This window comes from Shewanella amazonensis SB2B, from assembly GCF_000015245.1.
Classification (GTDB): Bacteria; Pseudomonadota; Gammaproteobacteria; order Enterobacterales; family Shewanellaceae; genus Shewanella; species Shewanella amazonensis.
This window is the reverse complement of the sequence record NC_008700.1, coordinates 2,748,825-2,770,568: the sequence shown is the minus strand read 5'-3', so window position 1 is coordinate 2,770,568 and position 21,744 is coordinate 2,748,825. Positions and strand designations below refer to the sequence as shown.

At 53.7% G+C, this 21,744-nt stretch carries 22 protein-coding genes; all 22 read left to right on the top strand.

Features of this window, described 5'->3' with window-relative positions:
* Nucleotides 1–19: 19 nt before the first annotated feature.
* The 22 genes from fliD (at nt 20) to flhA (ending at nt 21,741) form a co-directional block, all read left to right on the top strand.
* Nucleotides 20–1,384, top strand: a complete 1,365-nt coding sequence (fliD, locus tag SAMA_RS12060; protein WP_011760417.1) for a flagellar filament capping protein FliD — start codon at nt 20–22, stop codon at nt 1,382–1,384.
* A gap of 29 nt (nt 1,385–1,413) precedes the next feature.
* The gene (locus tag SAMA_RS12055) at nt 1,414–1,734 is read left to right on the top strand and encodes a magnesium transporter CorA family protein (RefSeq protein ID WP_011760416.1); all 321 of its coding nucleotides are present in this window, start codon (nt 1,414–1,416) and stop codon (nt 1,732–1,734) included.
* 6 nt (nt 1,735–1,740) lie between these two features.
* A complete protein-coding gene (fliS, locus tag SAMA_RS12050) occupies nt 1,741–2,151 on the top strand; it encodes a flagellar export chaperone FliS (RefSeq protein ID WP_011760415.1) in 411 nt (136 codons plus the stop codon).
* Between the two features lie 289 nt (nt 2,152–2,440).
* Entirely contained in the window at nt 2,441–3,871 is a 1,431-nt protein-coding gene (locus SAMA_RS12045; protein ID WP_011760414.1) for a sigma-54 interaction domain-containing protein, read from the top strand.
* 92 nt (nt 3,872–3,963) lie between these two features.
* Nucleotides 3,964–5,037, top strand: a complete 1,074-nt coding sequence (locus SAMA_RS12040) for a sensor histidine kinase (RefSeq protein WP_011760413.1) — start codon at nt 3,964–3,966, stop codon at nt 5,035–5,037.
* Entirely contained in the window at nt 5,030–6,370 is a 1,341-nt protein-coding gene (locus SAMA_RS12035) for a sigma-54-dependent transcriptional regulator (protein WP_011760412.1), read from the top strand. The genes SAMA_RS12040 and SAMA_RS12035 overlap by 8 nt, the downstream gene beginning before the upstream one ends.
* A gap of 123 nt (nt 6,371–6,493) precedes the next feature.
* Nucleotides 6,494–6,829, top strand: coding sequence for a flagellar hook-basal body complex protein FliE (gene fliE / locus SAMA_RS12030; RefSeq protein ID WP_011760411.1), 336 nt, complete (start codon nt 6,494–6,496; stop codon nt 6,827–6,829).
* A 36-nt stretch (nt 6,830–6,865) separates the two neighbouring features.
* Entirely contained in the window at nt 6,866–8,551 is a 1,686-nt protein-coding gene (fliF, locus tag SAMA_RS12025) for a flagellar basal-body MS-ring/collar protein FliF (RefSeq protein WP_041410389.1), read from the top strand.
* On the top strand, nt 8,544–9,581 hold the full coding sequence (gene fliG, locus SAMA_RS12020) for a flagellar motor switch protein FliG (protein ID WP_011760409.1): 1,038 nt from the start codon (nt 8,544–8,546) through the stop codon (nt 9,579–9,581). The genes fliF and fliG overlap by 8 nt, the downstream gene beginning before the upstream one ends.
* On the top strand, nt 9,581–10,483 hold the full coding sequence (gene fliH, locus SAMA_RS12015) for a flagellar assembly protein FliH (RefSeq protein ID WP_011760408.1): 903 nt from the start codon (nt 9,581–9,583) through the stop codon (nt 10,481–10,483). The genes fliG and fliH overlap by 1 nt, the downstream gene beginning before the upstream one ends.
* Nucleotides 10,452–11,792: a flagellar protein export ATPase FliI gene (gene fliI / locus SAMA_RS12010; protein ID WP_011760407.1), complete on the top strand. Its 1,341-nt coding sequence runs from the start codon at nt 10,452–10,454 to the stop codon at nt 11,790–11,792. The genes fliH and fliI overlap by 32 nt, the downstream gene beginning before the upstream one ends.
* 3 nt (nt 11,793–11,795) lie before the next feature.
* The gene (gene fliJ, locus SAMA_RS12005; RefSeq protein ID WP_011760406.1) at nt 11,796–12,242 is read left to right on the top strand and encodes a flagellar export protein FliJ; all 447 of its coding nucleotides are present in this window, start codon (nt 11,796–11,798) and stop codon (nt 12,240–12,242) included.
* Nucleotides 12,243–12,397: 155 nt separating this feature from the next.
* Nucleotides 12,398–14,140 carry a flagellar hook-length control protein FliK gene (locus tag SAMA_RS12000; RefSeq protein ID WP_198134280.1) on the top strand — a complete coding sequence of 581 codons (1,743 nt, stop codon included), beginning with the start codon at nt 12,398–12,400 and terminating at the stop codon, nt 14,138–14,140.
* 85 nt (nt 14,141–14,225) lie between these two features.
* Nucleotides 14,226–14,753: a flagellar basal body-associated protein FliL gene (fliL, locus tag SAMA_RS11995; protein ID WP_011760404.1), complete on the top strand. Its 528-nt coding sequence runs from the start codon at nt 14,226–14,228 to the stop codon at nt 14,751–14,753.
* Between the two features lie 38 nt (nt 14,754–14,791).
* Nucleotides 14,792–15,820: a flagellar motor switch protein FliM gene (fliM, locus tag SAMA_RS11990; RefSeq protein ID WP_011760403.1), complete on the top strand. Its 1,029-nt coding sequence runs from the start codon at nt 14,792–14,794 to the stop codon at nt 15,818–15,820.
* Between the two features lie 11 nt (nt 15,821–15,831).
* Nucleotides 15,832–16,206 carry a flagellar motor switch protein FliN gene (fliN, locus tag SAMA_RS11985; protein WP_011760402.1) on the top strand — a complete coding sequence of 125 codons (375 nt, stop codon included), beginning with the start codon at nt 15,832–15,834 and terminating at the stop codon, nt 16,204–16,206.
* Between the two features lie 38 nt (nt 16,207–16,244).
* Nucleotides 16,245–16,598 (top strand): flagellar biosynthetic protein FliO, encoded by a 354-nt coding sequence (fliO, locus tag SAMA_RS11980; RefSeq protein WP_232280550.1) that lies wholly within the window; start codon nt 16,245–16,247, stop codon nt 16,596–16,598.
* A gap of 14 nt (nt 16,599–16,612) precedes the next feature.
* A complete protein-coding gene (fliP, locus tag SAMA_RS11975) occupies nt 16,613–17,344 on the top strand; it encodes a flagellar type III secretion system pore protein FliP (protein WP_041409842.1) in 732 nt (243 codons plus the stop codon).
* A gap of 5 nt (nt 17,345–17,349) precedes the next feature.
* Nucleotides 17,350–17,619 (top strand): flagellar biosynthesis protein FliQ, encoded by a 270-nt coding sequence (gene fliQ / locus SAMA_RS11970; protein WP_011760399.1) that lies wholly within the window; start codon nt 17,350–17,352, stop codon nt 17,617–17,619.
* The gene (gene fliR / locus SAMA_RS11965; RefSeq protein WP_011760398.1) at nt 17,619–18,407 is read left to right on the top strand and encodes a flagellar biosynthetic protein FliR; all 789 of its coding nucleotides are present in this window, start codon (nt 17,619–17,621) and stop codon (nt 18,405–18,407) included. The genes fliQ and fliR overlap by 1 nt, the downstream gene beginning before the upstream one ends.
* A 1-nt stretch (nt 18,408) precedes the next feature.
* The gene (gene flhB, locus SAMA_RS11960; protein WP_011760397.1) at nt 18,409–19,542 is read left to right on the top strand and encodes a flagellar biosynthesis protein FlhB; all 1,134 of its coding nucleotides are present in this window, start codon (nt 18,409–18,411) and stop codon (nt 19,540–19,542) included.
* A 99-nt stretch (nt 19,543–19,641) separates the two neighbouring features.
* Entirely contained in the window at nt 19,642–21,741 is a 2,100-nt protein-coding gene (flhA, locus tag SAMA_RS11955; RefSeq protein ID WP_011760396.1) for a flagellar biosynthesis protein FlhA, read from the top strand.
* Nucleotides 21,742–21,744: the final 3 nt, after the last annotated feature.

Sequence of the window (21,744 nt, the reverse complement as noted above, 5' to 3'; positions counted from 1 at the left end):
TACGTAATACGAGGTCGATATGGCATTAACTGCAACCGGAATTGGCTCTAATCTGCCCATCAATGACATGGTTTCGGCCATTGTTAACGCAGAGAAAGCGCCCAAGGAAGCTCTGTTCAACCGAACAGAGGACACCATCAATGCCAAGGTTTCTGCCATAGGTACCTTAAAGAGCGAACTGGCCAAATTCCAGGATGCCCTGAAAAAGCTGCAAAAGGGCAGTGAACTCAGTATTCGTAAAGTGACGACCGGTGACAGTCTCTTTTTTAAAGCGACGGCTGACAAATTTGCCCAAAGTGGCACCTATTCAATCAAAGTTGAGCAACTGGCTTTTTCCCATAAGGTCGCAGGTACCAATACCTCAGCAGCAACCGATACAGTGGGGGAAGGGCGTCTTGATTTCACTGTGAATGGTGAAAGCTTTGGCGTTGATGTTGACGCTGCCGACGATTTAAATGCCATTGCCAAAAAAATTAATGATGCCAGTGACAATAAAGGCGTGATTGCGACCGTCATCACCAGTGATGCGGGCAGTCGCTTGGTATTTTCTTCGGAAGCAACAGGCACAGCCAATCAGGTTAGCGTGATAGCCACTGATACCACTGGCACAGGTCTAAATGACATGTTTAATGGTGCCAGTTTGTCTGAGCTGCAACCTGCCCAAGATGCCATTTTTTACGTTGATAATCAAAAAATCACCTCAGGCAGCAATGAGGTGAAAGGCGCCATCACGGGTGTGACTTTGGAGTTGACCAAGGCCGACATTGGTGAAGTAGGTACCCTGACTATCTCTCAGGACGACGAGGCGGTGAAGGCAAACGTTACAGGCTTCGTTGACGCCTATAACGCGCTCTTAGATTCAATCAACAAGCTGTCCTCCTACGATGCAGACAAGAAAAAAGCTGCCGCTCTGCAGGGTGATTCCATGATTCGTTCCCTGGAGTCCCAGCTGCGTAAGATGATCAGCGAACGGGTCGATGTTAATGGTGAAACAGTCGCCCTTTACGATATGGGTATCAAGACCGACCGCTATGGCAAGCTGGAAATTGACAGCGCCAAGCTGGATAAGGCTATTTCAGAAGACATGAGCTCGCTGGAAGGTTTGTTTTCTACCACAAATACTGGCCTTGCAAATCGTCTTTCCGATCTTGCCAGCACCTACACCAAGGCGGGCGGTGTAATCAGTACCCGCAACGATACGTACAACAGTGAAAAGCAACGTCTTGATGATCAGCGGGAAGCCTTCACACGCAAGATGGATGCATTGCAAACACGGTTGTTTAAACAGTTTAATGCGATGGATTTGGTGGTTGCTAGCCTCAACCAGCAAACCACAGGCCTGATTGACAGACTGAACTCGCTCCCAGGCGTGGTAAAAGGCTAAACTGAGTAGAGCGCCAACGGGAGAACGATATGCACGAACTGGAAGCACTCAATAAAGATTTAATTTTATTGTTTGAAAAGCTGGAGAAAACCACAGCTGAAGATGAAAGTGCTGATGACTTGGTATCACAATTGCAAGAGATGATTCTCAAGCGTCAATTTTTATTGCAAAAGACGGAAGCTGGCCAAGAAGACGAAGATCGTTACTTTCTGAATAAGGAGTTGCGACTTAGTCAGGAGTTTTTAGCCAAGGCCACGGCTCTCAGGGATCACAGGCAGCAGTTATTGCATGCCGGCAGTAAAAGTAAACGCCAACTCAATGTTTACAGAACAATCGATGCAAATAGGTAGGTACATATGAGAGGGTCACTGCAATCTTATCGCAAGGTATCACTGGAAAGTGAAATTGCCGTCGCGTCCCCCCACCGTATCATTCAGATGATGTTTGCAGGCGCCCTGGAGCGCTTGGCCCAGAGTCGTTATGCAATTGAGCAAAATGACTTAACCAATAAAGGCATTTTCATCAATAAGGCCATAGGTATTATTACCGGTTTATCTAATAGCCTGAATATGGAGGCGGGTGGTGAAATAGCCCAAAACCTGGGTGACCTCTACGACTTTATGCTGCGCAAAATCAGCGAGGCAAACCTTAATAACGATCCTCAGGCTATCGATGACGTGATGGGGTTGCTGCGCACCTTGAAAGAAGGTTGGGATGCCATCCCCGCAGATCAACATAACATCACTTCCCACGATGAAGCTGTTTGATTTTTGCACATAAATCTCCCCAATAAAAAGGCGCTGTGAATGCGCCTTTTTTGACATTAGCCAGAGAATTGACCAAAAGGGTCGGAAGCGCGGGAAAATTGGTCTAGAATCAGAAGCAAAAGAGTTTATTGTAAAGCAGAGACTTGCTTCTCGACTGCCGATAATACAATATTCGACATGGTGTGAATGACCGGCAGTTTTCCCGGAGTAACAGCATTGACGCCCTGTGAGCAACGAACACCAATAATTAATGCGATTCGTTAGATATTCGAGCGTTACGGCCAACTGAATGATGCAGACAGACCAGAGAATTTTGCTTGTAGGAAACCAGACCGAACGTATCGGTCGTCTTTCCTGCATTCTTGAGTTTTTAGGTGAACAACTAGAGACCCTGGACCCAAGTGGTCTGGAACAAGCCGTCAAGGAAACCCGTTTTCGGGCACTGATTGTTGACCTTGAATCCCTGCCTTTGGAGCAGGTAAAAGTGTTTGCTACCAAAATACCTTGGCAGCCAATTTTACTGCTTGGCGCAACTGATGATCTCAGCGCAAATCTCATCGGTAGCGTTGAAGAGCCGTTCAATTATCCCCAACTCACCGAATTGCTGCACTTCTGTCAGGTCTTTGGCCAGCAGAGGCGTCCGGACGTGCCTACCAGCGGTAACCAGACCAAGTTATTCCGCAGCCTCGTTGGTCGCAGTGAAGGCATAGTCAACGTGCGTCATCTTATCAGTCAGGTTGCGCCATCGGATGCGACTGTGTTGGTGCTGGGGCAGTCTGGTACTGGCAAGGAAGTGGTTGCTCGCAATATTCACTACCTGTCGGAGCGTCGCGACGGTCCTTTTATTCCTGTCAATTGTGGTGCCATTCCGCCTGAACTGCTTGAGAGTGAACTCTTTGGTCATGAGAAGGGCTCTTTTACCGGAGCAATCAGCTCCCGTAAAGGCCGTTTTGAGCTGGCTGAAGGTGGTACCCTGTTTCTGGATGAAATTGGTGATATGCCCCTGGCCATGCAGGTAAAACTGCTACGTGTGTTGCAGGAGCGCGTATTTGAACGCGTTGGTGGCAGCAAACCCATTCAAGCCAATGTCCGTGTGGTGGCAGCGACCCACAGAAACCTTGAGAACATGATAGAAAATAATGAGTTCCGTGAGGATCTTTTCTATCGTCTCAATGTGTTCCCCATAGAAATGCCGTCGCTGTCTGAGCGCTGTGAAGATATTCCGCTGCTACTTCAGGAGCTTGTCAGCCGGGTCTTTAACGAAGGCCGTGGTAAAGTGCGTTTCACCCAACGCGCCATTGAGTCTCTCAAGGAACATGACTGGTCCGGCAACGTACGTGAACTCTCCAACCTGGTTGAGCGACTCACTATCCTGTATCCGGGCGGTTTGGTTGATGTGAACGATCTACCCGTTAAATATCGCCACATCGACGTCCCCGAGTACTGTGTCGAAGTCAGTGAAGAGATGTTGGAGCGCGATGCGCTGGCGTCTATCTTTAATGATGATGAGCCGGTGGAAATTCCGGAAACCCGCTTCCCCAGCGAATTGCCTCCGGAAGGGGTAAATCTTAAAGATTTGTTGGCCGAGCTTGAAATCGACATGATACGTCAGGCGTTGGAGCAACAGGATAACGTCGTTGCCCGCGCAGCTGAAATGCTCGGGATCCGCAGAACCACTCTGGTTGAAAAAATGCGTAAGTACGGGATGAGTAAAGATTAATTTTACTCAGGTCCCACCCAATTCTCTAAATTTCTACTCTGGCACAGTCCCTGCATTAACCCCGTCAATAACGTAATTTTGACGGGGTTTCCATGGCCACCAAAGCTTTAGCCAAGATAGCCGACTTTCCGGTACGGGCTCGCCTTCAAGAGGTGAAGTCCAGCGGCGTTGCATCTGCCGAGCAAATGGCGCAAATCCTGGAGGCCATGCCCTCTGGCGTGGTGATACTGAATGCCGATGGCATAGTCACGCTGGCAAATCCCGTTGCGGTTCAGCTGCTGGACCGGCCTTTGGAAGGTGAGCGCTGGCTCAGTGTCATCGCCAGAGCCTTTTCGCCTCAGGATGACGATGGCCATGAGGTATCGCTGAAGAATGGCCGCAGAGTCAAGCTGGCCATTACGCCACTGGAACCCGGACAGCTGATTTTGCTGACCGATCTCACAGAAACCCGCCTATTGCAGCGTAACCTTGCTCATCTGCAGCGTCTGTCGGCCCTTGGCAAAATGGTGGCTACCCTGGCACATCAAATCCGAACTCCCCTGTCGGCTGCACTGCTTTACGCAGCAAACCTTGCCAGTCCCAAACTCAACCAGGACTCCCGCAGTCGTTTCCAACAGAAGTTGGTGGACAGGCTGAATGAGCTGGAGCGACAGGTGAACGATATGTTGTTGATGGCAAGGGGCAAAGTGGAAGCGCCCATGTCTTCCATGCCACTGGCAGACATCATTGCCCCTGTGCTGGCAACCTGTGAGCCCATCGCCACCGATAAAGGCTGTGCAGTACGGTTTCAGGATGAAACCCTTGGCGCCATGATGGCGGCCTCCCAGAGCGCACTGAGCTCGGCCATTAATAATCTTTTGATGAACAGCCTCGAAGCAGGCGCCCACCATATACTGCTCCATGGCAGCATACAGGACGGTCGTTTGGTTCTGGCTGTGGTGGACGATGGTAAAGGATTGGAGTCCGGCAGTGAGCAGCGGGTGATGGAACCCTTTTTTACGACCAAGGCACAGGGTACAGGCCTCGGTTTAGCCGTGGTACAGACAGTCGTGCGTAACCATGGTGGTGAGCTCAAAATGCAATGTGCTGCCAACCGTGGCTGTAGTGTCATGCTTAAATTCCCCGTGATTTCAGAAGATTCAGTAAAGGAGGTTAGCCATGCCTGAAGGCAGACTGCTACTTGTCGAGGACGATGCGTCTCTGCGTGAGGCGCTGCTCGACACCCTGATGCTGGCGCAGTTTGACTGTGTGGCGCTTCCCAGCGCTGAAGAAGCCATTCTTGCGTTGAAAGAATCACGTTTTGACATGGTCATCAGCGATGTGCAAATGGAAGGCATCGGCGGCATGGGGCTTTTGGCCTATTTGCGGCAGTATCATCCCAAGGTCCCGTTATTGCTGATGACGGCCTTCGCCACCATAGACAGTGCCGTGAGTGCCATCAAACTTGGTGCGGTGGATTATCTTGCCAAGCCGTTTTCACCCGAAGTACTGCTTAACCAGGTCAGTCGCTACATGCCCGCGCAAGCCGATACGGGCGCACCCGTGGTGGCCGATGAGCGCAGTCAGGCGCTGCTTGCCCTTGCCGGACGGGTAGCCAAATCCGAGGCGTCTGTGATGATCCTCGGGCCTTCTGGTTCGGGTAAGGAAGTGCTGGCCCGCTATATCCATAAGCAAAGTTTGCGCTCAGATGGCCCCTTCGTGGCCATCAACTGCGCTGCCATTCCGGAAAATATGCTCGAAGCCACACTGTTCGGCTATGAAAAGGGCGCCTTCACCGGTGCCTATCAGGCCTGCCCCGGAAAATTCGAGCAGGCTCAGGGAGGCACCCTGCTGCTGGATGAAATCTCCGAAATGGATCTGGGATTACAGGCCAAGTTGTTGCGGGTATTGCAGGAGCGGGAAGTTGAGCGTCTCGGTGGCCGTAAAACTATTAAGCTGGATGTGCGTGTGCTTGCCACCTCCAACCGTGAGCTCAAGGCTATGGCGGAGCGGGGGGATTTCCGTGAAGATCTTTATTACCGTATCAACGTATTCCCACTGACCTGGCCGGCTCTGAACCAGCGTCCGAAAGACATTTTGCCACTTGCGCGGCATTTGCTGGCACGCCATGCAGAGCGTCTGGGCACAGAAGTACCCGAATTTGACGAAGCGGCCTGTCGCAGATTACTGGCACATCGCTGGCCGGGGAATGTCAGAGAACTCGATAATGTGGTGCAGCGGGCGTTGATCCTGTCCGCCGGCGTTAAGATAGGCGTGCAGGACATCATTATCGACGCCATGGACGTTACTCAAATCACTCAGGAAGAGACAGCCGTCAAGGCCGAGCCCGAAGGATTGGGAGATGAGCTCAAGGCCCAGGAGCATGTGATAATCCTTGAGACCCTGAGCCAGTGCCGCGGCAGTCGCAAACTGGTGGCTGAGCGTCTGGGGATCAGTGCCAGGACCCTGAGGTACAAGATGGCCCGTATGCGGGAAATGGGTATTCAGCTACCTGCCTGATATTTGGGCAAGAACATCACAAAAAGCAGGCTTAGCCTGCTTTTTTAGTTTATTGGCAAGGCTTTTGCAGTACCCCAATATCAGCGATTTATCCCGTCAATTTCATGGCGAAGGGAGCAGCATATGCAAATAGGTCCATCTTCATTCATGCAGGAAATGCAGAAACTCCAGGGCGAACTCAGTCCATCTATGGGTATCGAGCCTCAGCCGCTTCGCCAGGTCGGCAACACCAGCGGCGCTGATTTCGCCAGTCTGCTCGCCAACGCAGTAGGACACGTAAACGAACTGCAGCAAAGCTCCTCCAGCCTGGCCACCCGACTGGACATGGGCGATACCCGCGTGACCCTGTCCGATACAGTAATCGCCCGCGAAAAGGCCAGTGTTGCCTTTGAGGCCACTGTGCAGGTGCGCAACAAGCTTGTCGAAGCCTACAAAGAAATCATGAGCATGCCCGTTTAAAGCGGCCACTGAAGGATACTGAACGTGAGCACAGATATGATTGTCAGCACCGACAGCGGCATGAGCGGTGTACAACAGGAAAATAAATCCGGGGTGCTGGGTAACCTCGGCAGCGCCGATATGCTCAGACAGGTCACCATGATCCTGGCCCTTGCCATCTGTCTGGCATTGGCGGTGTTTGTGATGATGTGGGCACAGGAGCCTGAATACCGTCCATTGGGTAAGTTTGAAGCCCAGGAAATGATCCAGGTGCTGGATGTGCTCGATAAAAACAAAATTCCCTATCAGGTGGATTTTGATGTGCTGCGAGTCCCGGAAGATAAGTATCAAGACATCCGGCTGCTTTTGAGCCGTAACGGTGTGGATGCTGCCAGTACCACCAATCAGGATTTTCTGAGTCAGGACATGGGCTTTGGCGTAAGCCAGCGTCTGGAGCAGGCCCGACTCAAGCACAGCCAGGAGCAAAACCTCGCCCGCACCATCGAAGAGCTGAAAAGCGTCAGCCGTGCCAAGGTGATCCTGGCGCTGCCCAAAGAAAACGTGTTTGCCCGTAACCAATCCAAGGCCAGTGCCACTGTGGTCGTCACCAGTCGTCGTGGCGGTCTGGGGCAGGAAGAAGTGGATGCCATAGTCGATATAGTGGCGTCCGCCGTACAGGGACTCGAGCCTACCCGGGTGACGGTAACCGATTCCAACGGTCGTTTGCTGAACTCCGGCAGCCAGGACGGCGCTTCTGCCCGTGCCCGCCGTGAACTCGAGCTCGTCAAACAAAAAGAAGCCGAATACCGTGCCAAGGTTGATGCCATACTGATGCCCATTTTGGGCCCGGAAAATTACACCTCCCAGGTGGATGTGACCATGGACTTTACTGCCGTGGAACAAACGTCCAAGCGTTTCAACCCGGATCTGCCTGCGGTGCGCAGCGAAATGACCCTGGAAACCCAAACCAGCGGTGAAGCCAACATGGGGATCCCCGGTGCGCTCTCGAATCAGCCGCCGATGGAGTCAAACATTCCTCAAACCCTGCAGGAAGCGCAGGATAAGGCCCAGGCCAACGGAAATTCACACCGTGAAGCGACCCGTAACTACGAGCTGGACACCACCATCAGCCATACCCGTCAACAGATTGGCGTGGTGCGCCGGGTAAGTGTATCTGTGGCGGTGGACTATAAAACCGGTGAAGCCAATACCGAAGGTCAGGTGAATCGTGTAGCCCGCACCGAGGCCGAGCTTGCCAATATTCGCCGTCTGCTTGAGGGCGCTGTGGGGTTCAGCGGTCAACGCGGTGACAGCATAGAAGTCGTCACTGTTCCCTTTATGGATCAGCTTGTTGAGGAAGTGCCAGAGTTGCCTATGTGGGAGCAACCCTGGTTCTGGAAGGCCATGAAACTGGCATCCGGCTCTCTGGCCATCCTGGTGCTCATTCTCTTTGTCGTGCGGCCACTGCTGAAGAAACTGCTGCTCACCGACAAGGTCGATATGCCTGACGATGGCCGCCTGGGTCATGAACTGGCTGAGATTGAAGATCAGTTCGCCGCAGACACTTTGGGCATGCTCAATGCCAGCGATGCTGAGTACAGCTATGCGGATGATGGTTCGATTCTCATCCCGAATCTGCACAAAGATGATGATATGATTAAGGCTATCCGCGCTCTGGTTGCCAACGAACCTGAGCTTTCCACTCAAGTCGTGAAAAATTGGTTGCAACAGGACAATGGCTGAAAATAAAGAAAAATCCGAATCCGGTTTCAAAGTCAGCAATTTAAGCGGCGTTGAAAAAACGGCCATCCTGCTGCTGAGTCTGAGTGAGGCCGACGCGGCCTCTATCCTCAAGCACCTGGAGCCCAAGCAGGTGCAAAAAGTGGGTATGGCCATGGCCGCACTGGAAGACTTTGGTCAGGAAAAAGTCATCGCGGTACACAAGCAATTTCTGGATGACATTCAGAAATTCTCCTCCATCGGCTTTAACAGCGAAGAATTTGTCCGTAAGGCGCTGACGGCGGCCTTGGGTGAAGACAAGGCTGGCAACCTGATTGAACAAATCATCATGGGCAGCGGTGCCAAGGGCCTGGATTCACTCAAGTGGATGGACGCCCGTCAGGTAGCCACCATTATCCAGAACGAACACCCGCAAATTCAAACCATCGTGCTCTCCTATCTCGAGCCGGATCAGGCTGCTGAGATTTTCTCTCAGTTCCCGGAAAACACCCGTCTTGACCTCTTGATGCGGATTGCCAATCTTGAGGAAGTACAGCCTGCGGCCCTGCAGGAACTGAACGATATCATGGAGAAGCAATTTGCCGGTCAGGGTGGTGCTCAGGCGGCCAAGATGGGTGGCCTGAAGGCGGCCGCCAACATCATGAACTACCTGGATACCGCCATCGAAAGCCAGCTCATGGAAACCATGCGCGAAACCGACGAAGAAATGGCGCAGCAAATTCAGGATCTCATGTTTGTATTCGAAAACCTCATCGATGTGGACGACCGTGGTATTCAAACCTTGCTGCGTGAAGTGCAGCAGGATGTGCTGATGAAGGCCCTCAAGGGCGCCGACGAGCCGCTCAAAGACAAGATCCTCGGCAATATGTCCAAGCGCGCGGCAGAGCTGCTGCGTGATGATCTCGAAGCCATGGGCCCAATCCGTATCAGTGAAGTGGAATTGGCCCAGAAGGAAATTCTGTCCATTGCAAGACGCCTGTCCGATGCCGGTGAAATCATGCTCGGTGGTGGCGGCGGTGAAGAGTTCATCTGATGACTGACAGCAAACGCCCTAAAAACCTATTGCGCGGTGAGGAGCAGGATGAATTCGCCCATTGGCGATTACCTGACATGTCCTCTGCGCGGGAAGAGGAACCTGCCAACTTGCTGGGCAGGCGTCCGGGGCAAACCTTTGTGCCTCAGGAAGAAGAGGAAATCCGTCCGCCCACGTTGGCCGAAATAGAGGCGATACGAGCCGAGGCCGAACAGGAAGGTCTGGCGGCAGGGCATGCGGAAGGGCTGGCTCAGGGGCTGGAGGCCGGTCGCTTACAGGGCTTGAAAGAAGGCCACGAAGAAGGTGTGCGTCAGGGCCATGAGCAGGGAATGGCACAGGGACTGGAAGATGCCGCCCGAATGATAGCCCGCTTTGAAGGTCTGATTGAGCAGTTCGCCGCCCCCATGGCGGTACTGGATAACGAAATTGAGCAGGAACTGCTTTCGCTCGCCATGGGGTTGGCAAAGCAAATTCTGCAGCACGAGTTAAAAACGCATCCCGAACACGTACTTGCAGCATTGCGTGAAGGGGTTGATTGCCTGCCATTGAAAGAGCAACAAGTTAAAATCCGGCTCAATCCGCAAGACGTTACCCTGGTCAGCAGCCTGTATGGCCCCGACGAAATCACCCGTAAGCAATGGCAACTGGAAAGCGACCCGCTTCTGGCGCAGGGCGAGCTGGTGATCGACAGTCAGCGTTCCCGGGTGGATATGCGGCTGGAAAACCGCATTGCGGCAGTATTGGCGGCGCCGATAGAGCGTCATGAAACGCTGGAGCGTGAAGCGCAGGTATTGCAGCAACAAGCTCAGGGCGCGGCCGCTGAGCCCGGTCATGCGGACGGGGTGAAGGGGGCTGAAGAGGAGCCTGGGGATGATAAATCGTCGCCACCATCTACTGAATAACCTGCGTCAGCTGCGGCAATCCTTACCGGTCAATCGTCCGGTAGCCGAAGGTCAGCTCGTGCGCGTGGTGGGGCTGACGCTGGAAGCCAGTGGTTGCCGTGCCCCCGTCGGCAGTCTCTGTGCCATCGACACCATGGGTGGAGAGCTTATTGCCGAAGTGGTCGGTTTTGATGAAGACCTGCTGTATTTGATGCCCATTGAAGAGTTAAAGGGCGTGCTGCCCGGTGCCAGAGTCCGGCCATTGGGTGAGCAAACCGGTATCCACGTGGGCATGTCGCTGCTAGGCCGTGTGCTGGATGGCGGTGGCGAGCCCCTCGACGGTCTGGGTCCTTTAGGCACCACAGACATTGCCCCCCGTCATGGCCCTGCCATTAATCCACTTGCACGCAGACCCATTCATGAGCCGCTTGATGTGGGCATTCGTGCCATCAATGCCATGTTGACTGTCGGTAAGGGGCAGCGCATGGGGCTGTTTGCCGGTTCGGGCGTGGGTAAGTCGGTGCTCCTTGGCATGATGACCCGCGGCACCACGGCCGATGTGATTGTGGTCGGGCTGGTCGGCGAACGTGGCCGCGAAGTGAAAGAGTTTATTGAGGAGATTTTGGGGCCCGAAGGGCGTGCGCGTTCTGTGGTGGTGGCGGCGCCCGCCGATACCTCGCCTTTGATGCGCCTTCGTGCCTGTGAAACCTCTACCCGCATCGCCGAATACTTCCGCGATTTGGGATTTAATGTGCTGCTGCTTATGGATAGTCTGACCCGTTACGCTCAGGCGCAGCGTGAGATTGCCCTGGCAGTGGGAGAGCCTCCTGCAACCAAGGGGTATCCACCTTCTGTGTTCGCCAAACTGCCAAGGCTCGTCGAGCGGGCCGGAAACGGTGGGCCTGGGCAGGGTTCCATAACCGCGTTTTACACAGTATTGACCGAAGGGGACGATTTGCAGGACCCCATTGCCGATGCGGCCCGCGCCATCCTGGATGGTCACATAGTGCTCTCACGCACCTTGGCTGACTCAGGTCACTATCCCGCCATCGATATTGAAGCCTCCATCAGCCGGGTCGCCCCCATGGTCATCAGCCCGGCGCACCTGGAGGCAATGCGGCGGGTTAAACAAACGTATTCTCTCTATCAGCAAAATCGCGATCTGATCTCCATCGGCGCCTATGCCGCCGGCAGTGACCCACGTATCGACAATGCCATTCGCTTGCAGCCGGCCATGAATGCTTTTCTGCGTCAGGGGATGCGTGATGCCATCAGTCTGTCCGACAGTGAAACCATGCTCGGCCAAATTGCCGCTCAATGTAAGGGCTAAACCATGGCGCGCCCCAATCCGCTGCTGACTGTTTTGAAACTGGCACAGGATGCCGAGGAGCAGGCGGCGCTGCAACTTCGCAGTGCGCAGTTGGAACTCGGTCGCCTGAAGCAGCAACTGGACGCCCTCAATCAATACCGACTCGACTATATGCGTCAACTTTCCGGCCAGGAAGGAAAGAACATCAGTGCCAGCTACTATCAGCAGTTTCATCGGTTTATTAAGCAAATCGACCAAGCGATAGGCCAACAGGTGCAAAGTGTGACCGGCGCAGAAACCCAGTTGGAGCACAGGCGCCGCCACTGGCTGGAGAAGCAGCAAAAGCGTAAAGCGGTCGAGCTGCTGCTTAAACACAAGGCTGACAAACGGGAAGCCAAAGAGGCGAGACTTGAGCAAAAATTGCTGGACGAGTTTGCCATGCAGCAATTTATTCGCAAAGGCTCACACTAGCTCGGCTAAGCAAGAGGCGGGATGCGAACAGGAGCCGAGTAGCTGTAACGATTGGCATGGCATTTGCTGGAATCCTGTCAGACTCATAGACTTAGTCCCAATCGGCGTTGTTTTTGATGGCACGGCGTGCCCTGGACAATGCGGGAGAACCACTGATGCAACAGATCCTCAATGTGCTTTTGGGTTCGGCTGGCGCTGCTGCCGGTCCAGCCAATCCTGAATCATCCGCCATCTCGGCTGATGGTGTTGATTTTGACTCTATCATTTCAAAAACAGTTGCTTACGAAGAATCTTCCGTCAAAAGTGTGCAGGTCAAAGGCCCAAGTTCCGACAACGCCGGTGATGCCATCTCCCAGGCTCAAGGCGGTGAGGTCAATGGCGATGCCTCTGGCGATGGCGTGTCTTCCGTACTGGCCCAAATCCAATTTTCCCGTCAATTTGCCGCCGATAAGGCTGCCGTCAAAGGCGGCGAAGCTTTGCCGCCGGAAGCGGCAGCGTCAGAAATGCCGGTGGCGACAGATGTTGTTATCGATGATGCATCCGTGGACATTGCCGCTGACGCGCTTTTTTTACGTTTCAGCGACCTGATGAAACAGGCAGATGAGGGTGAGAGAGAGCAAATTGCATCTGAGCTTGGCATGTCTCTGTCGGCGCTTATGGCACTGGATGAAACGGCATTTAATACACTGATGGCAGACAATCCCTCCCTCAAAGACGGCTTGGCTTTGTTGCTGCAAGCAGATGCGCCGGGCGCTGACACAGATAACGACGCCGCAAATCAGGTCGCGTTGTTGATGCAAACTCTGCTTGGCGCGCCGGTGCAGCAGAATGTGTCCGCTGACAATCCGTCAGAACATCCAGCCGATATCAGGCTTGGGGGCAGTTCAGCCGAGGCTGCGCTGAATAAGGCTGCCAATCTTGCTCCCGAACAGACGCGGGGGTTGGATGTGGCCATGGCGCGCGTTGGCGGTGATCCCGAGGTGGACAATGCTGCTGTAACTGGCAAGGCTATGGCCGGTTCCACTGAGGCTGCAAGAACTGAGACTTTCCGCGCCGAGACGGACACAAAAAAGGGTGACGCCGGGCAGGCATTCACCCGCGCATTGGAGGCTACACGGGGGCTCGCTCCTGACGCTGTGGCAGGGAAAGAACTGGGCGACTTTGGTAATGAAGGCGTTTCTGGAATAACACCGCAGGCTGGTGTTGAAGCTTTAACCAAGGTCAGCGCTGATGCCTCAAGCAAAGTTAACGCTGAACAACAGGATACGGTCAAAGAGGCTCTGTCGGTTAAATCATTGGAGGCCGCCGGCCGTGCGGCAGACAGCAACCTTAAAGCGGAGCTGCCTGCCATAGATGCCAAGGGCCAGGCTTCAATAGAGTCTGTGGCCGACATTAAGCCGCCATCCCCGCTGCAAACCAGCCGCATCCATGAGACACCTGCCATGACAATGTCGCTGCGTACGGCTCAAGAGCGGCCCATGACACAACCGGATATGGTTGCCCGATTTGCTCCCGTGATGCATACCCAGCTTATTGCCATGGTCAGAGACGGCATACAACAGGCCGAAATCCGCCTCGACCCACCCGAACTTGGCTCCATGATGGTTCGCATTCAGGTACAGGGTAATGAAACCCAGGTTCAGTTCCACGTTAACGCTCAGCAAACCAAAGATGTAGTCGAGCAGGCCATGCCCAGACTCAGAGAGCTGTTGGCTCAGCAGGGGATGGAATTGACCGATGGACAGGTATCCCATGAGCGTCGAGGCGAAGGCCGCGGACGTCAGGACACCCCGGAAGGCAGCCAGTTTGTGACCATGGATGAATTTCCAGCAGAAGAGTTACAATTAAGCGCAAATCAGACAACAAGTTATAGCTCGGGTATAGATTATTACGCTTAAGCAGGTAACCTATAGACACTTGTTTAGTTCAGGCTTGAGTGAGCCTTGATGCACCCATGTGCAGAGCAAAAAAAGGATAAGCCAGATGGCAGAAGAAGAGTCCCTACAACTGGAAGATACCGGTGCCAAGAAAAGTAAGAAAGGCCTTTTCATCATTATCGGCGTGGTCGTAGCCGCATTACTGGGCGTTGGTGCCTGGTTGTTTTTGGGCAGCAGCGACCCTGAGCCGGTTGCCGCTGAGGCTGCCACGGAAGCCGCGGGCGGAGCCGCAGCGTCTGCAGAGTCAAATTCACGTGAAGCCTTTTATGTGGCCATGCCCAGGCCTTTTTTGTTCAATCTGCCCGGTCAACCGCGCAGCCGCCTCGTGGAAATCAAGGTGCAGCTGATGGTGCGCGGTGCCGACGATGATGTGCTTATCAAAAAACACATCCCCCTGATTGAAGATGCCTTGCTGACCACATTCAGTGGTGGTGATGTGCAAAAGCTGTCCACCCAGGCGGGGAAGGACGAGCTAAGACAGCTGGCGCTGCTGAACGTACAAAATACCCTGCAACCCGTTACCGGTCGCAAAGTGGTTGAAAAGGTCCTCTTTACCGGTTTTGTGATGCAATAACACAGGTGTTATTGCTATCAAATGAATAAGGCAAGATTGTGACGGATTTACTTAGCCAAGACGAAATTGATGCGCTCCTTCACGGCGTGGATGATGTTGAAGAAGAAGAGGTCAGCGAGGCCGGTGCGTCGGCGCGCTCCTACGACTTCTCTTCACAGGACAGAATCGTTCGTGGCCGGATGCCAACGCTGGAAATCGTTAACGAGCGATTTGCCCGCCATTTGCGCATAAGCATGTTCAATATGATGCGCCGCGCCGCTGAGGTGTCCATTAACGGCGTGCAGATGCTCAAGTTTGGCGAATACGTTCATACCCTGTTTGTACCAACCAGCCTGAATATGGTGCGGTTTCAACCCCTGAAAGGCACCGCACTTATCACCATGGAAGCCCGCTTGGTGTTTATTTTGGTGGACAACTTTTTTGGTGGCGATGGCCGTTTCCACGCCAAAATTGAAGGTCGTGAATTTACCCCGACAGAGCGGCGCATCGTGCAGCTGCTGCTGAAAATCATCTTCGAAGATTATAAAGACGCCTGGGCGCCGGTGATGGATGTTGAGTTTGATTATCTCGACTCAGAAGTGAACCCGGCCATGGCGAATATCGTCAGTCCTACAGAAGTAGTGGTGGTGAACTCCTTCCATATTGAGGTGGACGGCGGTGGCGGTGATTTCCACATCACCATGCCTTACTCCATGATTGAACCTATCCGTGAACTGCTGGATGCGGGTGTCCAGAGCGATAAGCAGGATACCGACATGCGCTGGTCTCAGGCGCTTAAGGATGAAATCATGGATGTCGAAGTGGGCTTTGAAGCCACAGTGGTTGAACACCAGATAAGCCTGAGGGACGTCATGGAGATGCAGGCAGGCGATGTGATCCCGGTCGAGCTCCCTGAATATGTTTTGATGAAGATTGAAGAGCTGCCCACTTACCGCTGCAAGCTGGGTAAATCCCGTGAACAGTTGGCGCTCAAAATATGTGAAAAGATCCCTCGTCCAGAGACTGTGAAAACCGAATTACAATTGGTGACCCGAAAGGGCAAAGCCAGAGATATCAATGACCTCTAAGGTGATATGAGATGAATACCGAAGACGATTGGGCCGCAGCAATGGCCGAGCAGGCCCTGGAAGAAGCCAAGGCCGCCGAGTTTGAAGAGCTGAAAGATGAGACCAAACCCCTGAGCAGTGAGGAGGCCGCCAAGCTGGATGCCATTTTGGACATTCCAGTGACCATTTCTATGGAAGTGGGGCGCAGCTATATCAGCATCCGCAACCTGTTGCAGCTCAATCAGGGCTCAGTGGTGGAGCTCGACCGCGTGGCCGGTGAGCCGCTGGATGTGATGGTTAACGGTACTCTGATAGCCCACGGCGAAGTGGTGGTGGTAAACGACAAGTTTGGTATTCGCCTCACTGACGTGATAAGTCAAACCGAGCGAATTAAAAAGCTCAAGTAAAACAATAGGGAGCCTGTGTGTCTTTAACTCTACTCTCACTGGCATCCACAGGTTCTGCCGGCACAGATGTCGCCGGCTCTGCGGGTTATGCCACCACACTCGCCAGTATGATTGGCGGTCTGATTTTAGTGCTGGCAGTGATTTTTGTGCTGGCTTATGTGGTGCGCAGGCTCAATCTGGTGTCATCCGGTGGCAATGTGGTGCGTACCCTGGCGGTAACCCCGCTCGGTCAGCGTGAAAAGCTGGTGCTGGCCCAGGTTGGGGAGAAACAGTATCTCCTGGGGGTGACAGCATCGCAGATAACCCTGATAGATAAGCTGGACGAGCCTTTGACTGTTGTGCAGGACTCCTTTGCCAGTCGCCTCAAAATGGCTAAGGATGGCCAAAAGTGACCCGCGTGTTAGCGATGTTATTCTGGATATTGGCTGGCATGGCCTCGCTGCCAGCCTTCGGCGCAGATGGTGTCTTGCCTGCGGTAACCGTCACCACCACACCGGATGGGGGCACACAGTACTCGGTCACACTGCAAATTCTGATGCTGATGACGGCGCTGAGCTTTTTGCCCGCCATGGTTATCATGCTCACTTCCTTTACCCGTATCATAGTCACCCTGTCGTTGCTCAGACAGGCTATCGGCCTGCAGCAGGCACCCTCGAATCAGGTACTGATTGGCCTGAGTCTCTTTATGACCTTTTTCATCATGGCGCCCGTGTTCGACAAAATTTATGAGCAGGGCGTGAAACCATATATGGAAGAAACCTTGCCCATCGACCAGGCATTCGAGCGAGGTAAAGAGCCGCTGAAAGCCTTTATGTTGTCGCAGGTGCGTATCACCGACTTGGAAACCTTCGTGAATATCGCCGGCTACGACAACATCAAGTCACCCGAAGAGGCGCCCATGACGGTGATTATTCCTGCCTTTATCACCAGCGAGTTGAAAACCGCCTTCCAGATTGGCTTTATGCTGTTTGTGCCCTTTTTGGTTATCGACCTGGTGGTCGCCAGTATCCTGATGGCCATGGGGATGATGATGCTGTCGCCAATGATTGTGTCATTGCCCTTTAAAATCATGCTGTTTGTGCTGGTGGATGGCTGGAGCCTGGTGATGGGCACGTTAGCCAACAGTTTTGGTACCTGACGCCTATGACTCCAGAAGCCCTGATTGATATCTTCCGCGAAGCACTGGCGGTGATAGTAATGATGGTGGCCGTCATTATTGTGCCTGGACTTGTTGTTGGCCTGATTGTGGCTGTGTTTCAGGCGGCGACGTCCATCAACGAACAGACCTTGAGCTTTCTGCCTCGTCTGCTGGTGACTTTGTTGGCGTTGATGATGGCGGGGCATTGGTTGGTGAGAACCATGATGGACTTCTTTTTGGAGATGGTGCATCTCATTCCGTCGGTAGTAGGGTGATGGACGTCCTCCTTGATACTCTGATGGAGACTATCAAGGCCTATACCTGGCCCTTGTTTCGCATTTCCGCGATGTTTATGGTGATGCCGGTGTTTGGCGCCAATACAACGCCGGTGCGGGTGAGGCTGCTGTTATCCGTTGCCGTGACCTTTGCCGTGAGCCCCATGTTACCGCCCATGCCCCAGGGCGAGCTGTTTGCCTTAAGCTCAGTCTTTATCAGCGCCCAACAAGTCCTGATTGGTGTTGCCATGGGACTGGTTGCATTGATGATGTTGCAGATTTTCGTACTCACCGGTCAAATCATAGGGATGCAGACGAGTCTCGGATTCTCATTCATGGTGGACCCCGGCTCCGGGCAGCAAACACCTGTGCTGGGTAATTTCTTCCTCCTGCTTGCCACCCTGATTTTCCTTGCCGTGGACGGCCATCTCACCATGATCCGCATGTTGGTGATGAGCTTTGATACCCTGCCTGTGTCTATGACTGGCATCACCCTGGCTAACTATCACAGCCTGGCGCTGTGGGGCAGCTACATGTTCGGTGCGGCGCTCACCATGTCGCTGTCGGCAATTGTTGCGCTGCTGCTGATCAACCTGTCGTTTGGGGTCATGACCCGGGCAGCTCCGCAGCTAAATATCTTTGCCATCGGTTTCCCGGTGGTGATGATTAGTGGCCTCTTTATCCTCTGGTTGACCCTGGCACCTGTGATGTCCCACTTCGGTGAGATTTGGGAAGCGGCCCAGGTGTTGTTGTGTGACATTACCCATATTCAATGCCGGGTGAACTGACATGGCAGAAAACGATACCAGTCAGGAACGTACAGAGGAGCCCACGGGGAGGCGACTTGAACAGGCCAGAGAGAAAGGCCAGGTCGCCCGCTCCAAAGAACTGGGCACCGCGGCCGTGCTGCTGGCTGCTGCCGTTGGTTTTTTGATGTTGGGCCCGAGCCTTGGCAAGGCCATGCACAATGTGATGACCATGACCATGGTGCAAAGTCGCGAGCAGGTGTTTGATACCAACAGCATGCTTAACATCTGGATTCCTATTGCCAAAGAGCTGGGATTGCCTGTGCTCGGATTGGTGCTGGTGCTGGCTGCCCTGGCTTTTGCGGGAAACATAGTGCTCGGCGGCATTATTTTCTCCAGTAACGGAGTGCTGCCCAAGGCCAGCAAAATGAGCCCACTGGCGGGCTTTAAGCGCATGTTCGGTTTGCAGGCGCTGATGGAATTGGGGAAAGGGCTGGCTAAGTTTTCTGTGGTGGCGGTGGCGGCCTATTTTCTGTTGTCGTTCTACTTTCCTGAGATTATTCAGATATCTGCCGAGCATTTGCCCTCCAATGTGTTCCATGCTCTGGATTTACTCACCTGGATGTTTCTGTTGCTGTGCAGTTCCATGCTCATCATCGCCGTTATCGATGTGCCTTTTCAGATTTGGAACCACAAGAAGCAGCTCAAAATGACCAAACAAGAGGTCAAAGATGAGTACAAGGACACCGAAGGCAAGCCCGAAGTGAAAGGCCGCATTCGTCAAATGCAGCGGGAAATCGCCATGCGCCGTATGATGGCGGAAGTGCCCAAGGCCGACGTCATAGTGGTTAACCCCGAGCACTTTGCCGTTGCCCTGAAATACGATGCAAAACGTTCGCCAGCCCCCTTTGTACTGGCAAAAGGCGTGGATGCCGTGGCTTTTAAAATTCGCGAGATAGCCCGGGAATACGATATTGCCATTGTCTCGGCGCCACCGCTGGCGCGGGCGATTTATCACACTACCAAGCTCAATCAGCAAGTTCCCGAAGGTCTCTTTACCGCGGTGGCTCAGGTACTTGCCTATGTGTTTCAGCTCCGGCAATACCGTAAAGGCCGTGGCCGCAAACCAACGCCCATTCCTCTCAATCAACCCATCCCCGACGAGTTTAAATACTGAGCGGTTGTTATATTCGCCGTTGCAGTGTCTCAGGTTGCCCCTTAGTTTGGCTTGAAATTTGCTTTGTAGGACCAAAGTGTCAATTTTGGGTAGCGTCTGATGGATGTCATGGGCCAACTGGGTCAAATCAAAAAAATGAAACCGGCAAACCTGCAGGGGCTTGGTACCCCGGCATTGGTGCTTGCGGCCCTGGCAATGATAGTGCTGCCCATGCCGGCATTTCTGCTCGATATCCTGTTTTCATTCAACATTGCTCTCGCGCTGGTGGTACTGTTGGTTGCCATCTATACCAACAGGCCCCTGGATTTTGCTGCTTTCCCGACAGTTCTGCTGGTGGCAACGCTGCTCAGATTGGCGCTGAACGTCGCCTCTACCCGTGTTGTACTGCTCGAAGGCCACAACGGCGCAGATGCCGCCGGTAAGGTGATTGAAGCCTTCGGCTCTGTGGTGATTGGCGGAAACTACGCCGTGGGTCTGGTGGTGTTTTTAATTCTTATCATCATCAACTTCGCCGTGGTCACCAAGGGTGCCGGACGCATTTCCGAGGTGAGCGCCCGCTTCACTCTGGACGCCATGCCCGGTAAACAGATGGCCATCGATGCTGACCTTAACGCCGGGCTTATCAACCAGGAACAGGCCCGTACCCGCCGCGCTGAAGTGACCAAGGAAGCCGACTTTTACGGCGCCATGGATGGTGCGTCCAAGTTTGTGAAAGGCGACGCCATCGCCGGGATCATGATCCTGGTGATTAACATCCTCGGTGGCTTTGTTATCGGTATGGTGCAGCACGATCTGGCCTTTATGGATGCAGTGGAGATTTATACCCTGCTGACCATTGGTGACGGTCTGGTGGCCCAGATCCCGGGGCTTCTGCTTTCCATTGCCGCAGCGCTGATGGTGACCCGTCAGAATGAAGAAGGCGACATGGGTGGCATGGTGATGAGTCAGATGTTTGACAATCCCAAGTCGCTGGCCATCGCCGCAGGGGTGCTCTTTATTATGGGCATAGTACCCGGCATGCCCCATCTGGCTTTTTTAACCTTCGCCGTGGCAACTGGTGCCGGCGCCTATTTCCTGCATAAACGCATCGAGAAGCGTAAGCAGCAGGCCCTTGAAGCGGCGGCAAGCGGCAGTGTTGAGAAGCTCGATAATTCACCCAAGGAGCTCGGTTGGGACGATGTGCGCCATGTGGATACCATCGGACTTGAGGTGGGCTACCGCCTGATCCCGCTGGTGGACAAGGGGCAGGGGGGCGAGCTCCTGTCCCGTATCAAGGGTGTACGTAAGAAACTGTCGCAGGAGCTGGGCTTTTTGGTGCCCGCAGTGCACATTCGCGACAACCTGGATCTTGCCCCCAGCACCTATCGCATCTCACTGATGGGCGTAGTGGTGGGTGAGGCTGAAATTCGCCACGATTGTGAACTGGCCATCAACCCCGGGCAGGTGTTTGGGCAACTCGATGGCGTAACGACCCGGGACCCGGCTTTCGGACTCGAAGCGGTTTGGATTGCACCTGAGCTGCGTGAGCATGCCCAGACGCTGGGTTACACCGTGGTTGATGCAGCCACTGTGGTGGCAACACACATCAGTCAGACTCTCAGCAATAATGCCTCCAAGTTACTGGGTTATGAGGAAGTACAGCAGCTGCTGGATATTCTTGCCAAGCATTCGCCCAAGCTTGTTGACGGCTTTATCCCCGATGTGATGTCCCTCGGCACCGTGGTGAAAGTGATGCAAAACCTGCTTAATGAAGGGGTGTCGGTGCGCGACCTGCGGACCATAGTGCAGACACTGCTGGAGTATGGTACCAAGTCCGGTGACACCGAAGTACTCACAGCGGCGGTGCGTATTGCTCTTAAACGTATGATTGTTCAAGAAATAGCCGGGCCAGAGGCCGAAATCCCTGTCATAACTTTGGCACCAGAGTTGGAACAGATGTTGCATCAATCGATGCAGGCTTCCGGTGGCGATGGTCCCAACATCGAACCCGGATTGGCCGAGCGGATGCAACAGTCACTGGCTGACGCCGCTCAGCGGCAGGAAATGGTGGGTCAACCCGCCATACTGCTGACCTCGGGAATGCTGCGTTCGACCCTGTCGCGCTTTGTGAAATACACCATTCCCAACCTGAGGGTGATTTCCTATCAGGAAATTCCCGATGAGAAGCAGATAAGAATAGTGTCAGCCGTGGGCCAGTAAGAG

Excerpts from the sequence above, each read along its gene's own strand:
- SAMA_RS12045 (WP_011760414.1), top strand. The coding sequence starts at position 2,441 with ATGATGCAGACAGACCAGAGAATTTTGCTTGTAGGAAACCAGACCGAA.
- fliL (WP_011760404.1), top strand. The coding sequence starts at position 14,226 with ATGGCAGAAGAAGAGTCCCTACAACTGGAAGATACCGGTGCCAAGAAA.
- fliS (WP_011760415.1), top strand. The coding sequence starts at position 1,741 with ATGAGAGGGTCACTGCAATCTTATCGCAAGGTATCACTGGAAAGTGAA.
- fliE (WP_011760411.1), top strand. The coding sequence starts at position 6,494 with ATGCAAATAGGTCCATCTTCATTCATGCAGGAAATGCAGAAACTCCAG.
- SAMA_RS12000 (WP_198134280.1), top strand. The coding sequence starts at position 12,398 with ATGCAACAGATCCTCAATGTGCTTTTGGGTTCGGCTGGCGCTGCTGCC.
- flhA (WP_011760396.1), top strand. The coding sequence starts at position 19,642 with ATGGATGTCATGGGCCAACTGGGTCAAATCAAAAAAATGAAACCGGCA.
- fliR (WP_011760398.1), top strand. The coding sequence starts at position 17,619 with ATGGACGTCCTCCTTGATACTCTGATGGAGACTATCAAGGCCTATACC.
- fliI (WP_011760407.1), top strand. The coding sequence starts at position 10,452 with ATGATAAATCGTCGCCACCATCTACTGAATAACCTGCGTCAGCTGCGG.
- flhB (WP_011760397.1), top strand. The coding sequence starts at position 18,409 with ATGGCAGAAAACGATACCAGTCAGGAACGTACAGAGGAGCCCACGGGG.
- fliJ (WP_011760406.1), top strand. The coding sequence starts at position 11,796 with ATGGCGCGCCCCAATCCGCTGCTGACTGTTTTGAAACTGGCACAGGAT.
- SAMA_RS12035 (WP_011760412.1), top strand. The coding sequence starts at position 5,030 with ATGCCTGAAGGCAGACTGCTACTTGTCGAGGACGATGCGTCTCTGCGT.
- fliH (WP_011760408.1), top strand. The coding sequence starts at position 9,581 with ATGACTGACAGCAAACGCCCTAAAAACCTATTGCGCGGTGAGGAGCAG.
- fliG (WP_011760409.1), top strand. The coding sequence starts at position 8,544 with ATGGCTGAAAATAAAGAAAAATCCGAATCCGGTTTCAAAGTCAGCAAT.
- fliQ (WP_011760399.1), top strand. The coding sequence starts at position 17,350 with ATGACTCCAGAAGCCCTGATTGATATCTTCCGCGAAGCACTGGCGGTG.
- fliD (WP_011760417.1), top strand. The coding sequence starts at position 20 with ATGGCATTAACTGCAACCGGAATTGGCTCTAATCTGCCCATCAATGAC.
- fliN (WP_011760402.1), top strand. The coding sequence starts at position 15,832 with ATGAATACCGAAGACGATTGGGCCGCAGCAATGGCCGAGCAGGCCCTG.
- SAMA_RS12040 (WP_011760413.1), top strand. The coding sequence starts at position 3,964 with ATGGCCACCAAAGCTTTAGCCAAGATAGCCGACTTTCCGGTACGGGCT.
- SAMA_RS12055 (WP_011760416.1), top strand. The coding sequence starts at position 1,414 with ATGCACGAACTGGAAGCACTCAATAAAGATTTAATTTTATTGTTTGAA.
- fliP (WP_041409842.1), top strand. The coding sequence starts at position 16,613 with ATGTTATTCTGGATATTGGCTGGCATGGCCTCGCTGCCAGCCTTCGGC.
- fliF (WP_041410389.1), top strand. The coding sequence starts at position 6,866 with ATGATTGTCAGCACCGACAGCGGCATGAGCGGTGTACAACAGGAAAAT.